Below are 16,241 nucleotides of genomic sequence, written 5' to 3' on the forward strand. Positions count from 1 at the left end.
ATGCAGAATCTTTGCTAATGATTATTTGAAGTATTCGCGAATTGATTAACATATCTTGCCCGTTAGTTTAATAAATAGCGAAAAGGGAAATACGAAGATAAAATTAGACCGTTCCTTTTATAGAAACGGCTGTACAAATGTCATGTGCTGGAGGTCGATTCAAATGGCATAAGATGTTTTCTCTAAAAGGTATGAACAAGAAATTTTACAATTATAAGTAAAAATAGCATGCAACTCATTAATAGGGTAGGTGAATTTTGTAAAGTTTAAACAAAATCGTTATCTGGATAATTACAGTAATATGATGATTTATAAGTGCAAGGGGATTTTTGTGTGTATGAAAAGTTTGAAAATGTTTTTTGATGTATTACTAGTTAGGAAGACTTGAATCTGGAAATAAAACTTGATATTCCGGGATTAACCGAAGATCAGTAGTTGAGGTTGTAAAGTGTATATAATTTTTTTCTAATTTATCTAGTGTTGCCAGGTGATGAGTACCTAAGTCATGCTGGATGCTATGTTTAGAAAGAGTAGGGCCAATTTGTAATTTTCGCTTTTTCATAGCTTTATTCCATGGGCTGTAAAAGAATTTTAAAACGAAAGCAGGATACATGTAAACGATAAATAGATGAGGTGACCAATGCCGCCCTGCCCAATAGTTACCATACAAATAATTGTGTAGTAATCTACCACCGTAGTAAGGGGCAGGTGGATTAGGGTGGAGTATTATCCCATGATAACGCTGTTTGACAAGGGGAATTCCGTATCTTGGATTGGTATAACCGTGAGTAGGATCATCCACCATCAGAATAGTCCTAATGGCATACATGTTTTGCCCTAAAGTAGCAAGAGATGAAAAAAATGCTTCCTTATCAAAACAGCAAAGAAATTCAGTGGTATTCAATACCATTTTCCAGCCTGTAATTTCTTTTTCGATTTCCATAACTTCTTGATCAACTAATAAGGCATCAAACTCTAAGACTTTTGAATTGCGGATTTCCCAATGAGGTGCAAATAATCTACATATTTCTACTGAACGATCAGTAGATCCGCGATTAATAAGAATACCGTGATCAAATAGTTTTGTGTGGTGCATTAACCACCATGGGAGTAGATACTCTTCATTGTAGAAATGGGAAATTAAAGTAGTATTAATAAAAAAACCTCCTTATAAAAATGTTACTTGATATGAAAGAGCTTTTAAGAAAATGCTTAGTTCTTAAAGGAGGGTTAGAGGGTATTGGTATGTAGTGAAATCTTTATTGAAAATGTCTTCAACTAATTGAATAGTTTCAGTGTCATAAAAACTATTATATGTTGGGATTCGTGGAAATAAAGGATCAGTAATGTCAGCATCCACATAATCTCCTTCGAAAATAGTACGCCCACTTTGATGGTGCCATGATTTGGTTAATAAGTCTAAAGGAGATTTTTTTAACCCCTAAATGTCTTCTATTTTAGCAATTTCATCAGAAAAGTTTTCTAAATATATATAGTCGGTCACATAGCGTTCCTCATCTTGTATATATTGCTGCACATAGTGTGGGTTCACTTCATCTAAATTTGTCATATGTGCTTTTAAGTAATATAGGAAGAGTTTAAAGGAGATTTTTTTATTACAATTTTCATCGTGGTATAAAAAGCGTCGGATTGGCTTCCATTCTGGATGTTCAATATGTAATGGAGCGATTAGAGAGAGGAATGAACTTACTGTTCTTTTATAAGGATTTCTTACAAGTTTATATGTCTGCTTTTCGTTTGTATTTAATGCATTAGCTAGTCCTGTAAAGTAGTAAGCTGAATTTTTGTATATATCATATTCGTAATTATGGATGAATGGATTATACTTTATTGCTTCCTTAAACAAGTTGATTTGATAAAAAAACCAATGAGCAAGTGAAGTACATCCGCTTTTTTGACTCCAAAATAATATTATGGGGAAATCTTGATGGAAATGAGGTCCTCGAGCATATTTCATAATGAAGTCGTAAATGTGTTGGTTTGTCACTTGTATCCTCCATTCGTTTTTCTTTGACACTTTAATATATGAAAAAAGGCGATGAATATGCCTCAATAATTCTTTATAAAAGCGTTATTTGAATAGCAAATAAAAGGAGCATACATATAAGTATGCTCTTATGAAAGCGTAGATTTGTATGACCGGATGTTCAACATACAATAAAATATGCTTGGTCGATTTAAGTGTGTGACAAATCCGCAAAACACTATTTTAGTAGAAAAGATATATAGATATGTTCTGGGAGCAGGAGAAAAGTTAAATATTGATTGGGTAGCATTGTGGTTTTATTAACGAATTTGTGCAACTGTTAACGCTGCAGCGCGAATGTCTACTGTACCAATTACTTCAACGGGTACAATTTGAATTAGATCACCAGGGTTTAAGTTAATAAGAATGACACCGCTGGACACATCTACCTCACCAGTGCCAATAATATTAGAACGGACTGCGGTTCCTGAACCTGGAATAATGTTAGTTGGTGAATTTAGTGTCAAGAAAAAGCGTGCTGCTTCTGGTGCAACAGGAGAGTTATCAAGGCTTATTGTTAATGTATAACTGATTTGATAAATACCCGCTATTTGAATTCTGATACCGGTTCCAACACTAATTGTATCATTTATTACAGGAACAGTAAGATTTGGGTTTGGGCTTGTACTAGGTAATAGTAGTGGCGTAAATAATGTTGCAAATTGAGGTGCAGTAGCATTAAAGGCAAAACCAAGGGCAGGTAGTGTACTAGCTGCTTGTGCTTCACAATTAAAGTTAGAAAATCTATGACTAGATGAGAACATTTTTTCACTCCTTTCTGTAATCCAGATAACGTGAGTAACGATCTCACGTGATAGACAAGCATAATACAATATATGAAAGGTTATAGTGAAAAGTGCGAAAGGTGTTCTTTGGACTGAGATTTCTAATGTAAAAGAGTGTATAACACCGTATGTGATTTTGGCAGTGTGAAGAAATTCAACAGCTCATAAACGATTCAGAACGAAGACTATCTAATTTAAAACGGGTCCGAAATGGCTTTTTGAGAATTGACAGTGATGAGTATCGTGATGGCGTTAATAAACAAATAGTCATTTTGGACCAAGTAGTTATGAGATTGAATTGGATTATTAGGGGTTCTGTTGCAAACATTTTTTGAAGATATAAAGAAGTAAAGAGATTCTTAACGGAATCCGCTTTTATGCTAGAATACCGAATAGTTGATGAATGAGGTTCACTTGATTTTGGACAGACTTCTCTTTAGAGGTTTGTCCTTTTTTCATCATATGCATGGCTTCAATCCCAGCAATGATCCATTTGGCAGTCCGAAAGGACTTTAAACTTAACGTAGTACGTATGCGTTTCTTGATAAAGCGGTGATCCTGTTCCACAATGTTATTTAAATACCGAATTTGCCTCAACTTCACACCTATCGGCATGCTTTTTTCTTAATGTAATGCTTTCATAGCAACAGGATATGCTGAGTTCTTATCGACTGTAATCACTCGAGGTGTTACGGAATGACAGGAAGCCAAGGCTTTCTTCAAGAAGCGCTTGGCTGATTTAGCATTTCTATGCTTGCTCAGATAAAAATCGATGGTATTTCCTTCAGAATCCACAGCACGATACAGGTACATCCATTTCCCTTTGACTTTTACATATGTCTCATCGACTCTCCAAGAATCATTGGTTTTCTTTAAATAGCGTCGAACTCGTTTGTCTAACTCAGGGCTATATTGATGTACCCATCGCATGATGGTAGTGTGAGCAATGGACAGACCTCGCTCCTCCATCATTTCCACTAAATCACGAAAACTAAGATTGTACCGTAGGTACCATCTTACTGTTAGCAAAATAATATCAGGCTGATAGTGCTTCCATTTGAACGAGTTTTGCTTATTCACACTGAACACCATCCCTTTTCTAGATTGATAGTATCAGTATGTCCAAGTTTAAGAGATTTTTTGCACCAGAACCACTTAAACTGTACCGGAGGTACCATCTAACTGCTAATAGAATAATCTCCGGTTCATAATGCTTCCATTTAAAATCCACTGGTTTTTTCATTGTCGTACACGTCCTTTATTTATGAATATTTTCAGTGTACACAATGACAGTATTTTTTGCACCAGAACCTAAAGGTTTATGTATAAAACTATTTTATGAAACTAAATAACGTGATAAAATTCTAGTTGCTGTGTATCTAATCATAAAAAGTAAGTTTATTTGTTAATGAGTTTTGTAATATTTTTGTAATCTTTATATTTGGAAATAGTTCATACTTTTTAGAGGGAATGAAATTAATAGGTTTTTATAGTAAAAGTATTTGCAGAATTTTTAGATGAATATAGGGGGTGACTGCGAATGCCCGAACCATTAAAGAAAAATAGTCGCTATATGGTTGGATTGGACAGTCTAAGGGGCCTAGCCATACTAGGTGTTATTTTGTATCATATCAATTTTAATTGGATGCCCGGTGGATTTTTAGGTGTCACTGTATTTTTTGTACTTTCCGGTTATTTAATTACAGATATTCTGGCTATAGAATGGAAGAATAATAAGAGAATTGATTTGAAGAAATTCTGGCTCAGTAGGGCAAGGAGATTACTTCCTGGAATGCTTATCATGCTCATCGTCACCTTAGCATGGATTACAATTTTTCATAGTTCTTTACTTGTAAAAATGCGAGGAGACTCACTAGCTGCTTTATTATATTTTAGTAATTGGTGGTATATTTATCATAAATTATCTTATTTTGATAGCTTTAGTCAGCTTTCCCCGCTAAATCACTTTTGGTCGTTAGCTGTTGAGGAACAATTTTATGTGGTCTGGCCATTTGTCATTAGTTTGGGGTTTTATTACATAAAAAAACAATCACGCATGATCTTATTTATTTGTCTAGGAGCGATTGCTTCCGCTTTAGCAATGGCAATCCTATATGAGCCAGGCACTGACCCGAGTAGAATTTATTACGGTACTGATACACGGGCTTTTTCTTTACTAATTGGAGCGGCACTTGCCTTAATTTGGCCAAGCAGTAGGCTTGCGAGTAAAATTATTCCGCAAGCACGTCTTATTCTTGATATCATTGGGGGAGTTGCTCTTATCATCATTCTCACTATGTTTTGGAAGACGAATCAATATGAGCCGTTTCTATACCGTGGGGGAATGGTTCTTTTATCAATTGCTACTGCCTTGTTAGTCGCTAACCTCGCTCATCCGGCTAGCAGAATCGCACAATTTTTGAGATTTAGACCACTGCGTTGGATGGGGGTACGATCATATGGGATATATCTTTGGCATTATCCGATTATTACATTGACGACTCCGAAGGTAAATACTGGGGAGTTTTCGTTTACAAGAGCCATTCTTCAATTTCTTCTTATTATAATTGTTGCACAAATTTCGTGGAAGTTTATTGAAAATCCAATCCGAAAAGGCGCATTGAAGAATATTCGGATTAAGAACTTGAAAATAAGAAACTTAACTTTAAGTTGTAAGTTAGTTTTAATATGTGCAGTATTCATTTCTTCGATAGCTACTTTTGGATTAACAACAGCTAGTAAAGAAAAGGAGAATACTCAAAAAGATAAGGTGGAAGCAGTGCAAGAAGAACAGGCTAAACATCCAGTTGCAGTTTGGGAAAAACCAGCCGATGAACCACCTCAGAATAAAGAAGAACAAAAAGAAGAGAATCCCGCACAGCCTAAAGATCCTCTAACAGTTACAGCTGTAGGGGACTCAATCATGATTGATATTACTCCGTATTTAAAAAATGCTTTTCCTAATATTAGGATTGATGCGAAAATAGGACGGCAAATGTCACAGGCAATCCTTGCTGTGGAACAGCTAAAGAATGAGGGGAATTTAGGAAGTAATGTCATTATTGGATTAGGTACAAATGGAGCCTTTACCAAGGAGCAATTAGCATCATTGATAGAAGTAATCGGGAATGAACGTAAAATTATATTAATCAATACGAGGGTACCACGTCCGTGGGAATCGTTGGTGAATGAGAAGCTAAAAGAAGCAGCATCATCTTACAAAAATGTGGTGTTAGTTGATTGGTATTCAGCAAGTGCTGGAAATAAGGCGTACTTTGAACCAGATGGCGTACATTTAACGAAAATAGGTGCAGAAGCTTATGCTGCTCTTGTAGCAAAAGAAGTGAATCAATAGGGGGTACGGAAACGACTCTGGTGCAAAGATTTACAAACATAAACTTGACTCAAGGCAAATGGCTTGAATTTAAATTAGCAATGCATGTATAGGAAAAGGTGAAGGGACATATTGGTCCCTTTACCTTTTTTATTTTTTATAAAAAGATTTCAAATCCTTAGTTTTTGGAAATAAAGTAATCATACCTAAAGTAGAAATATCTTTTTTGATTTGAGTCTTTCGATTTCTTTATTTATATTGTTTTGAATGTATACTTTTGTTTAAAATTTTGAGGATATTAGGGTAATTTGGTTGAAGTCAATATTTATGAGGATTTGAATGTAAACTACTGAATAATAGTGTAGGAATAAGAAAATATTTAAATAATACAGCACGGATGACAAGAATGTACGTTCGTTTTCGTGCTTTCTGGGGAAATTCTTTTTTCTTAATTTAAGTAAAAATTGATATATTCGGAAAAATCACAAACTACAAAGAGGATGCAGGGGGAATTTATGATGACGAAAGAGTAATGAGTTAGGGAAGCGGTGAAATGGGGTTTGAAACATGGGGTTCCGATTAAAGCAGAAGATATTTTTAAAATATATCTAGATGAATATTATAAGGAAAATCAAATACATAAAAAAGAAGACTGTCACGTTAAGTAGTCTTCTTTGATTAGCCATTCTTTTTATTTTGCATATAAGTAACATACATCTCTAACTGTTCCCAAGCTTTCTTTTTCTCTCTCATCTTCTGGGTTACATAAAAGCGTGAAAGTCATCGTGAAGTACCATTATATAACTCTAGATAAATGAGGGAAGCCCTGCAGAGGATGCAGGGCAGTACTAAGATCATCGAGTTGTCGATTCTATAAGAACTTCTTGGAATGTACAAAGTGTAACACATAATTCATACAAACTTTATATATAGATGTTACGAAATTATGAACAAAGGAGAATGGAAAATGAATAAAGATGAATTGAATTTGGGTAGTTTCGGTCAAAAGTTAATAATCACTGGGCTAGCGAGATTAGTTGAAGAAAAAGGCTATACGCCTCATGAAGCTTTCGATTGTTGGAAACGATTAAAAGAAATACGTTCTATGCTCTTTTAGAAATCCCAAAAGAGTCGAGAGAAAACACAAAACCCTAGCAGGGGAGCTAGGGCAGGGGAAGGGATATTAAGAATTGTTGATTCAATAAATAACGAATGACTTCTTCGAATGAGCTTAGTGTAACACAGGAACTCATGTAAATGTGTTACGGAATTATGAACAATAGGACAAGTCTTCGCTTGTTGATATATTCAGGAATCTAATGGTACCCCCCACCTAGCAAATGGGTTCCTGGATATTCCGATGTGCGAAACATCAAAACAAAATAAAAAACCGCCCTACCCCTAGGACGGTTTGGAGAAAATACATGTAATTACGCTAATTACATTATATCAAATGTTTTCTCCTAAGAACAAGGAGGAGTTAGAATATGACAGACTTTTTACCTAAACAAGTGGCTCATGCGGTTGAAGAATTAAAAAAGATGTCTGAGAACAGGACAAGCTTAAAAAGTTAGATATTGATTATGTAATTACAGTTTTAACAGGTCAAGCGTATGGAAGAATGCCATTCTAGGTGGGAAATAAACTATGAGACTTTACGACTTAACAAATAACTATAACGAAGTAAAAATGATGATTGAGGATGGTGTAGGTCCATCAGCATTAGAAGGTAGATTACAAGCTATTGAAGAAAGTATTCAAGATAAAGCGCAAAACCTTGCTCTACTGATTCGCAACCTTGAAGCAGACACAGAAGCTATCAAGTGAGAAGAAAAGCGATTAGCAGAACGTAGGAGAGCGGTAGAAAACAATTGTAAGAGCTTAAAAGATTACCTCTATCAGAAAATGACTTTATTAGAAGTAAAGCGTATCAAAGGAACAATCGTAACAGTTGGTATTCAGAAGAACCCAGCAAGCTTAGATATCGCACTAGATGCTGTAGTTCCACCGGAATACATGGTTCCACAACCAGCAAAGGTTGATAAGAAATCATTACTTGCAGCTGTTAAAGAGGAAATGCAGTGGGATGGAATTACATTACGTCAGAGTGAAGGCGTGAGAATAGGATGAGTGATAAAACACTTTTCTAACAATTATACGACATAAATGTGAATGACAAATTAGAGAAAAAGGCTAACTTATCATATCTCACTTGGGCATGTGCGTGGGCTGAAGTTAAGAAGATAGATCCCAATGTCTCTGCCGAAATTCATGAATTTCCATTACCAAATGTGGAAGGGATAAAGGTTCCATATTTACAAACACCAACTGGTTATTTTGTTAAAGTGAGCGTGACTATTAAAGGACAAACCGAAAGAGGTACACGTATCGCCCAAGGTGTCATAGCGCCAGTGAAAACAGCGAGTTTTGTTGAAGTGGACGGCCAAAGAGGAGAAAACGGATTCGGATCTATAGGAGTGAAGTAAGACCGAATTTAAATTTTGTTAAGAAAAGAGGAATGAGAGATGAAATACAAACATGGATTAAACCAATATCGAATTAATCATGTAAGAGACTACGCAAGGTATACGGCAGAAATGGTCGCTAAGATAGAAATGCTGTTTCACTTGTCACAGGAAGGACATATTGAAGAAGAAAAAGCAGAGAATGGCATTTCGAATTTGACGAAAGAAATCGAACGAAGCTCAAAAGAATTACTGAACTATATAGAACAACGTGATGACATGCGGTAACAAAACTGTATAAAAGCGTTATTTAATAAAAAAGCAGTTAGCCTTCGCTAGCTGCTCCGCTGTTCTCGTTATGTAATTTAGATGAAGATACTAGCTACTAGAAATATAGCTCCTATCAAAATTAGAGATTCAAATAAAATCAAAAATTGGTTTTTCTTTGGCTTTTTTAATTCTTTAATTAAGCCCAATACTGCACTTATACCGAAAACAATATATAGGCAGATTATTATGGTTTCTGACATTTTTAACACTCCTAATATATAGATATTTCCATTATATATCAAAAGCTAAATGTATGTAAGATTTTAACAAAATCCTTATTTAAATAAAAGAAACCCCGATTGTCTGCGGGGCTCCTAAGGGTAATCGTCAAGTAATGACGTACTCGACTAATTAACGATATCATGAATTTTTTGGTGAAAATACTGGTAAATGTGTCCTAATGAATGAGGGTATCATTTAGAACAAAAACGCTAGTTTAATAAGTAAATAAAAGAGAGCACATTTGAGTATGTGCTCTTGGATAAGGGGTGCTGAATTTTAATTTATTGATTCTCTTTCATCGGAGGTATCAAATTTATCGATTAATTTAAAGATAGCCTCTAGAAGAACCGTAGATAAAATAGCAAAAATCAATACAGCATGAGGTGTTAATTTCACAGTTGTAAAATTAAGATTAGCTAGCCAAAAATATCCGACATACATCGTCAGGAAGGTACTAACAATTGAAATTGTAAACCCTAAGAAACCTAATTCTTTTAGCTTTTCCTCAGATAATTTGAATACTCGTAATACTAAAGAGAAGATGATTCCTACTATGAAAAATCCAATACATAATGTCAATAGTGATATTATACTTGGATATTCAACGTCATCAGGCATCCATTGTTTTATTCCTACAATTATAGCTGTAGGGAGCACAATAGGTATTAATAGTGGTGATACTATTAGAAAAATTGCCAATAGTCTACTGATGTTGTTTGTTCCATTGTTGTTTTGATTATTCATAAATCCTCCAAAAAATAATATAAAGATCAATATTCTAGAGGATTTTAACACAAAAGTGTTAGTAAGACTATAGCTAAAAATAAGGATGGTTTTAAACAAAAAATTCATTTTGTATGTATTTGAAACACGAAAAGAGCACTTAATAAAGTGCTCTCGTTACGAGTTCATTCACTTAAAAGAAAGGATACACCAAATCATACGGGATTTTTCAAAATGTGCTTGGATAAATTAATTAGTATTTGTAAAAAAGCAGCTAGCAAAAGCTAACTGCTCGGCTGGTTCTCCAAGGGGGAAAGGAGAAAGGTTAGGGACTTCATTAAATGAGTTCTGGCTATCGCCTATCCATATTATTGACGGAATATTGAGTTTTATTCAGGGGAGGAAGAGGAAAATGAACAATTCTAGACTATCCCAACTTGGTTTTGGCCTGCAACATCAGAATCGTATGTGTTTGTTGCACTAACACCGCTAAAGGTATTGGCAACTAAAGCAACATTGGATGATCCTGAACCATTATAAGCCTTCGTATTTTCCTTTGGAGAAACGTTGTAAAAATCGCCTAAGTTGAAAGAACCATTACTATTTTGTACAACCAGATTTCCAACAACAGATGGCATAGTTTTCACCTGCTTTATTAAGAAGTATTTAAATTTTTATATGGTGTATGCGTCTAGAGGTTCATCTGGATCTGAAAATTTTGAAATGAAGTTTGTTAGAAAACATAACAAAATAATCCTTTTACGAAAAAAGGTCCTGTTGTCTCCAACAGAACCTTTCCTAAAATGGAAAAGAGTAACTCTTACCTTACTCTTTGTTTATATACTACAGGAGTGTTAATAAAAATCCAAGGCTCCTTATATTGAGAAATAAAGAAGAATCATTCTAAAGAATCTTATCTTTGTCATAAATAAAAGAGCAGTTAGCAAAAACTAACTGCTCTTCTCCAAGGGGGAACAAGGAGAAAAATCTAATGTCATCTATAGTATTGACGGAATATTGAGTTTTATTCGGGAGGTTATGTTATATGATTGATGAAAAATTCTTTTATTAGCAGTAAAACACCGAGGAGAGACAAGACTTCAATTGAGAACCAAAACACGCTTTTTTGAGGTTTTTTAAACTCCATTATTATAGAGGAAAATAAAAAGATTGCAATCAGCATGATAATTAAGAGACGGATTATATCAGACATTAACAGCACTCCTAATATTTAATCAGTTTCATTATATAGTTATTTCCAATGAGACGGAATTTAAGAATTGTTTTATTGAAATTCGAACAAAAAAGGCCCTGTTGTCTCCAACAGAACCTTTCCTAAAATGGCAAAGAGTAACTCTTACCTTACTCTTCTGCTATATAATACATAAAACACGTATAGATGTGTAGAACAAGAAATTCCAATGCAGTTATTTGAATATAGTGTTAAAAAAGTATTTTCTCCGGGTTTAATATAAGGAATTAAATTACAAACGTTGATTTATCAATGTATATTAATGATTAACTAGAAAATGATAGTTAATAAAAGGATATTAAAATAATAAAATATGAAATATTGCATATTCAATTGAAATAGAAATTTACAAGTAGAAAGCGAGGAATAACTATTGGACTAGGAAACAGAGGAATGGCATTTGAGAAGGTTATTAATCTATCGAACGAAATGTATCAAAGAGGGGGAGTGGCGTTTATAAACAAGCGTCCAACTCCTGTGAAGGTGTTAAAAAGTAAAGGAGGTCGTGTATTAAATGGATTCTATGAAGCTAACAGTACAGTAGACTATGATGGCGTGTATAAGGGACGAGCTATTGCGTTTGAAGCGAAGTCTACAGAGAATGCTACACGATTTGATTTAAAGAACATTGCGCAGCACCAATTGGATTATCTAGAGAAGGTAGAGAAGATGGGAGCGATTTGTTTCTTCCTTATTGAGTTTAGCAAAGACAAGTCAGTATTCGTGGTACCATTATCAGTCATTCAATCTTATGTAAGGATGTCTCATCAACCAAAAGGTAAGAAGTCGATACCAAGAGCAGACTTTGATATTTATGGGTACTTAGTAGATCAGACGGAACGAGCGCCAGTTGATTACTTGCAATACGTCGATGAGCAAGGATTTACACCGGTAATAGATGGCATGATTCAATTTGATCAGGACCATAAAAAGGTAACGAATAACATTGAAGCAACAAAAGAGAAGATGGTCAACAAGAAACGAAAATTATTAAAGGCTTAATGGATAACGGAACCATGTAGAGTGGATGGTGGGGACTACTCGCTATGCATGTTTCCCTTATTCAACAATGAGATATTAAAATTTCACGTACCTGATGTTAATATAAAAACCAAAATTTGAAATAGGAGGGATTCCAACTTGGAGAGACAATTATCTTTGTTACCAGATATCGATGATAAGAAAGTACAGAAGGAAGTAGTGAGCATTTTAAAGGAATACAGGGCACTCAAGATGCGATTTAGTAATGAAGTGGAGCAAGAAGGAATCAGCTTGTTTCCGGAACTACGTGATTCAAGGAACACGAGTAAATGGAAGGTGCAGCAGGTTGAAAAGGCACTTAACAATTTATTAGATGAAGATGAGCGTAATATTGTAGAGCGAAAGTTCCTGACAAATGAGAGAGTAAAGGATTCAGATGTTTATCACGATCTATTACTCAAGAAGACATACTTCTATGAGAAGAAGCAGAGTGCGGTTAAGTTGATTGCTACAGCGCTAGGAATCATCTGAAAACCGCGAACAAAATGCGAACTTTTTGGGGGACTAAATAAAAACGTGAAAATTATAAGCTATTTCCATAAACAGTTCTTTGAAAAGAGAATACGTTTTGGGGATAGCGTTCCCATTATAATAACGTTACTCGGTGACGCGGAGGCTAGAGGGAATAAGAGCTTCCCGAAATTATTTATATTTTACTTCTCATTGAGTGTATAAGCGTACCGCCTTTCGTTTGTGGACTCATAGGTAGTAAAATCACGCCTGTCATGTGGATTTCTTGATTTCTATGTTAAAACTAGATCGGCACCAATTGGATATGATGGTTTGATTGAATGAACTGCATGTCATAAAAGAAGGAAAGTCTAAATTATATTAGTAATTGCTACCGACAATCACCGATATAAGTCAGGCTGTTCTTCTTAAACGATTAAACGAGCAGAGAGCTTCCGCTCTTTGTTTGAGCCAATACAGCTGAACATTTCCCTCAGTTTTATGTGTTGGTTCAAACAAGGCGTAGGAAGAAACATATGCGTCTGGATATAAATCTTTTATAATTCGACATTGGCGAAAATGACATTAAGTAGCCGACTCTACGGAGTATAAACGAGAAGACTGAGAGTATCTAGAATACCAGAGGCTTGAAGAGATACTTATTGCCATTTGTTCTCTCTCTTCCCCTTCAGGAGCTGTCACTTCGGTGATGGCTTTTTGTTTTGTAGGATATTCTTCTTTTCTGTCGAATAGATAGATTGGGAGAGGTGGGGAATAAGTAAATGAAAAAATTTATAATAAGCATAGAAGCAGTCGATGGTAAACAGCACGAATTTGAAATTGAGTATAAAAAGACAGTAACAGTTGCTGCTATAGAAAATTCTATACAAGCAAGAGAAGCTAGATTCTTCAGATTTGGAGATCGTATGGTTAATTTGGACAATGTATTCTCTTTAGTGGTAAAAGAGAAGAAGGATTAAATACAAAAAAAGCATCCAAAACGGGTGCTTTTTTCTTTGTTATATAGAAATTACACATTAACCATTAAGCATATTAGGGAATATCGAGCATAGAATGATATTGACACCACGATATCAAATTTATTGCTGCGTTTTAGTGTTACCTCTATGTTCATGAAAGGGCACCTGTATAAGGTGTCTTTTTGATGAACCATTTTAATATGGAAATCATATAGTATAGTGTAGGACAAGCTAACCGCTTATATCCTATTCAATGCTCATTGGGGAAATCCTCTTCTCATATTTTAGCATCTACTGACGTGGATGCTCTTTTTTATTGAGCAAAATGGACATTTAAATAGGAGGTTAATGATGGGTGTAACATTAGAGGAATTAGAAAAGTGTTTTAATGAAGCTGTAAATGAAGGAGCAGAGTATGTAGCTGTTCAAATTGAAATGGATGGATTTCCTAGCGATGAAGTAATTATTAACGACAAACATAACATTGATTCTAAACTAGCGTATTATAAGAAAACATACAATGAAGATTTAGAACATAGATGCACTCCAGGAATTTGTATTGTAGGTTTTGCGTATGGTTATTCGTTCTCAGAAATCCTACGTGAATTAGGATTGTTGGTGAAGTAGTGATTAAACCAATAGCAATTATCGTAGGCGCTGCCGTTATCCTGGTGGCGTCTTGTTTGTTGTTAAGGGATGATAAGGGGTGAAATAGACTTGCAATTTGAAGATTAGATAATAATATTATTACTTTAAAATGCAGAAAGTAGACTAATAAACAAGCTGTTTTTAACTTTTAATCATAGAATATGAGGAATTCTATTGTTAAGAGGAGGTAATCATATTTATGGGATGTAATTGTAATTTCAGACATTGCAGAGATTGTAATAGATTTTGGGATGATTTAATGTTCTGCAGACGCAGACATAGAGATTGTGATGACCGTCGTTGTAGACGCGACCGTGACTGCGATTGTGATGAATGCCGTCGCAGACGTAACCATCATCATGACTGTGAGCGTGATAATCGTCGAGATTAGTAAAGTCCTTTGAATGAGTGTGCTTCTTCGCAGCACTCTTTTTTTGTTTATGGGTTTTCTAAATTAATACTTATTAAATACGAAGAATGTAGTTGCAATTCGATTAAAGGTCCAACAAAACAAACCATAACTAACGAAAATAAATGTCTTGTTTATATGTCTAAAAGTTGACCCTTTTGTACAATTAAAATTTATAGGGTAAAAACTTTGTAAACAGATAGTTGTTAATGTCTAAAAGATAGTCTAAAATAAAAGTATATAATTCTTAAGACTTTTAGACTATTTTGAGGTGATTTGGATGGCTATCGTTGGTTATGCAAGGGTAAGTACAAAAGATCAAAACTTAGATGCACAAATTGAAAGGTTAACAGAATATAGATGTGACAAAATATATTCTGAAAAGTACAGTGGAGCTAATAGTGATCGGGAAGAATTGCAAAAGGCACTAGAGTATATGAGAGAAGGAGATAAATTTGTTGTTTGTAAAATAGATCGTTTGGCCAGATCAATATTTGATTTGCATAAGATTGTAAATCAATTAGCTGATCGAGGAATAGCGGTGGTGTTTCTTAAAGAACAAATTGATTTTTCAACACCTGCAGGTAAATTGATGTTTACTATGTTAGGGGCTATTGCTGAGTTTGAAAGAGATTTAATCAATGAAAGAACAGCTGAAGGTCGAGAAAGGGCTAAAGCGATGGGTAAACATATGGGACGTAAAGGGCAGGATGAAAAGCAAGTTAAACAAGCCATGAACTTATTTTTAAATAGGAAGGAAAATGGTTTGAGTGTAAATGATATTTCAAAAATGACAGGTGTTCCGCGTTCTACTATTTATGCGAAAGCGAAAGAATTAAAAGGGGAGGAATTATGATGGAGGAATATGAACAGCTTCGGCAGAAATTCCGAAATATAAGTAAGCAATACTGGAAGCAGACTAAGAAACCTAAAATGTGCGAAAAATGCTTTTCAAAAACAGATGTTCATCTGCATCATAAAATCCCGTTAAAAACAGGTGGGACAAATGATTATGATAACCTTATTCCTCTATGTGAAGAATGTCATTGGGAATTTCATAGACACTTTGAAGCTGTAAAATCACATGAATATTTCATGGGAACGCCTAAATATACAGAACTGATAGGGTTATGGGAAGTGGTGAATGATCCATTAGTGGATTCATTATTTATGAAAGAGTTTAAGGAACTTGTTTATAAGGGATTGGATTTAAAAAGAGATGTACAAAAATCATTTAATGAAGAAGAAATAGAAGCGAATAAAGAAGAATTAAAGTAGCGAATCCGCTGCTTTTTATTTTATAAAATAAATTGTATCTGAGTCGAAATAAAAATAGGGGTTTGCCTTAAACATTTAATTTCAATCAAGAATATGAGTATAGAAACAGGATGATTTTTGTAATGGTGGAGGGGATTGTTGTGGACATAACTCAAAGTGTGGCAAGAATAGTGGTTAATGGGAAAGACCTTCCGTTCACTTCAGTTCAAACCTCTGCATGGAATCATGGACCTGTAAATGATTTAATCGTTTCGACGAATCAGAGAGTGAATGAGCT

At 34.7% G+C, this 16,241-nt stretch carries 16 protein-coding genes and 5 pseudogenes; 13 read left to right on the forward strand and 8 right to left on the reverse strand.

The genetic code is table 11. The features are described from left to right. Positions 1-370: 370 nt before the first annotated feature. The 5 genes and pseudogenes from CQ058_RS28730 to CQ058_RS32960 all read right to left on the reverse strand — a co-directional run bounded on the left by CQ058_RS28730 (position 371) and on the right by CQ058_RS32960 (position 4,075). Positions 371-1,096 carry a hypothetical protein gene (locus CQ058_RS28730; protein ID WP_002191571.1) on the reverse strand — a complete coding sequence of 242 codons (726 nt, stop codon included), beginning with the start codon at positions 1,094-1,096 and terminating at the stop codon, positions 371-373. Between the two features lie 123 nt (positions 1,097-1,219). Then, a pseudogene (locus tag CQ058_RS28735) lies at positions 1,220-2,008 on the reverse strand (sulfotransferase family 2 domain-containing protein). A gap of 299 nt (positions 2,009-2,307) precedes the next feature. Continuing rightward, entirely contained in the window at positions 2,308-2,811 is a 504-nt protein-coding gene (exsF, locus tag CQ058_RS28740) for an exosporium protein ExsF (RefSeq protein ID WP_002187365.1), read from the reverse strand. A gap of 396 nt (positions 2,812-3,207) precedes the next feature. Then, positions 3,208-3,912 (reverse strand): annotated as a pseudogene (locus tag CQ058_RS28750) (IS6 family transposase). 19 nt (positions 3,913-3,931) lie between these two features. After that, positions 3,932-4,075 carry a hypothetical protein gene (locus tag CQ058_RS32960; protein ID WP_002187363.1) on the reverse strand — a complete coding sequence of 48 codons (144 nt, stop codon included), beginning with the start codon at positions 4,073-4,075 and terminating at the stop codon, positions 3,932-3,934. 297 nt (positions 4,076-4,372) lie between these two features. On the opposite strand from CQ058_RS32960, the gene CQ058_RS28760 reads away from it, so the two are divergent. Continuing rightward, on the forward strand, positions 4,373-6,187 hold the full coding sequence (locus CQ058_RS28760; RefSeq protein WP_002187362.1) for an acyltransferase family protein: 1,815 nt from the start codon (positions 4,373-4,375) through the stop codon (positions 6,185-6,187). A 657-nt stretch (positions 6,188-6,844) separates the two neighbouring features. Here CQ058_RS28760 and CQ058_RS32515 read toward each other — a convergent pair. Then, positions 6,845-6,913: pseudogene (locus CQ058_RS32515) on the reverse strand (helix-turn-helix domain-containing protein); the annotation flags it as partial. A gap of 220 nt (positions 6,914-7,133) precedes the next feature. On the opposite strand from CQ058_RS32515, the pseudogene CQ058_RS32000 reads away from it, so the two are divergent. The 5 genes and pseudogenes from CQ058_RS32000 to CQ058_RS28785 all read left to right on the forward strand — a co-directional run bounded on the left by CQ058_RS32000 (position 7,134) and on the right by CQ058_RS28785 (position 8,919). Further along, a pseudogene (locus CQ058_RS32000) lies at positions 7,134-7,321 on the forward strand (hypothetical protein). A 332-nt stretch (positions 7,322-7,653) separates the two neighbouring features. Beyond that, a complete protein-coding gene (locus CQ058_RS32965) occupies positions 7,654-7,740 on the forward strand; it encodes a hypothetical protein (RefSeq protein ID WP_372421388.1) in 87 nt (28 codons plus the stop codon). 73 nt (positions 7,741-7,813) lie between these two features. Further along, positions 7,814-8,296 (forward strand): annotated as a pseudogene (locus tag CQ058_RS32520) (siphovirus Gp157 family protein). A gap of 32 nt (positions 8,297-8,328) precedes the next feature. Beyond that, a complete protein-coding gene (locus CQ058_RS28780) occupies positions 8,329-8,652 on the forward strand; it encodes a Sak single strand annealing protein (protein WP_258169575.1) in 324 nt (107 codons plus the stop codon). A 39-nt stretch (positions 8,653-8,691) separates the two neighbouring features. Then, the gene (locus CQ058_RS28785) at positions 8,692-8,919 is read left to right on the forward strand and encodes a hypothetical protein (protein WP_002187359.1); all 228 of its coding nucleotides are present in this window, start codon (positions 8,692-8,694) and stop codon (positions 8,917-8,919) included. 540 nt (positions 8,920-9,459) lie between these two features. On the opposite strand, the gene CQ058_RS28790 is transcribed toward CQ058_RS28785, so the two are convergent. Both CQ058_RS28790 and CQ058_RS28795 read right to left on the reverse strand, forming a co-directional pair. After that, positions 9,460-9,927, reverse strand: coding sequence for a hypothetical protein (locus tag CQ058_RS28790; RefSeq protein WP_002187357.1), 468 nt, complete (start codon positions 9,925-9,927; stop codon positions 9,460-9,462). Positions 9,928-10,328: 401 nt separating this feature from the next. Continuing rightward, the gene (locus tag CQ058_RS28795) at positions 10,329-10,544 is read right to left on the reverse strand and encodes a spore germination protein (protein ID WP_002187356.1); all 216 of its coding nucleotides are present in this window, start codon (positions 10,542-10,544) and stop codon (positions 10,329-10,331) included. A 986-nt stretch (positions 10,545-11,530) separates the two neighbouring features. Here CQ058_RS28795 and CQ058_RS28800 point away from each other — a divergent pair. The 7 genes from CQ058_RS28800 (at position 11,531) to CQ058_RS28830 (ending at position 15,964) form a co-directional block, all read left to right on the forward strand. Next, entirely contained in the window at positions 11,531-12,160 is a 630-nt protein-coding gene (locus CQ058_RS28800; RefSeq protein WP_033733327.1) for a Holliday junction resolvase RecU, read from the forward strand. 138 nt (positions 12,161-12,298) lie between these two features. After that, a complete protein-coding gene (locus CQ058_RS28805; protein ID WP_002187353.1) occupies positions 12,299-12,670 on the forward strand; it encodes an ArpU family phage packaging/lysis transcriptional regulator in 372 nt (123 codons plus the stop codon). 761 nt (positions 12,671-13,431) lie between these two features. After that, positions 13,432-13,629 (forward strand): hypothetical protein, encoded by a 198-nt coding sequence (locus CQ058_RS28810; protein ID WP_002069589.1) that lies wholly within the window; start codon positions 13,432-13,434, stop codon positions 13,627-13,629. A gap of 351 nt (positions 13,630-13,980) precedes the next feature. Beyond that, positions 13,981-14,256, forward strand: coding sequence for a hypothetical protein (locus CQ058_RS28815; protein ID WP_002187352.1), 276 nt, complete (start codon positions 13,981-13,983; stop codon positions 14,254-14,256). Positions 14,257-14,476: 220 nt separating this feature from the next. Further along, positions 14,477-14,668 (forward strand): hypothetical protein, encoded by a 192-nt coding sequence (locus CQ058_RS32120; RefSeq protein WP_078177533.1) that lies wholly within the window; start codon positions 14,477-14,479, stop codon positions 14,666-14,668. Positions 14,669-14,966: 298 nt separating this feature from the next. Then, entirely contained in the window at positions 14,967-15,542 is a 576-nt protein-coding gene (locus tag CQ058_RS28825) for a recombinase family protein (protein ID WP_002191419.1), read from the forward strand. Beyond that, on the forward strand, positions 15,542-15,964 hold the full coding sequence (locus CQ058_RS28830) for an HNH endonuclease (protein ID WP_002187261.1): 423 nt from the start codon (positions 15,542-15,544) through the stop codon (positions 15,962-15,964). The genes CQ058_RS28825 and CQ058_RS28830 overlap by 1 nt, the downstream gene beginning before the upstream one ends. The last annotated feature ends 277 nt before the right edge of the window (positions 15,965-16,241 follow it).

The organism is Bacillus sp. MYb56 (assembly GCF_002976445.1).
Taxonomy (GTDB): Bacteria; Bacillota; Bacilli; order Bacillales; family Bacillaceae_G; genus Bacillus_A; species Bacillus_A mycoides.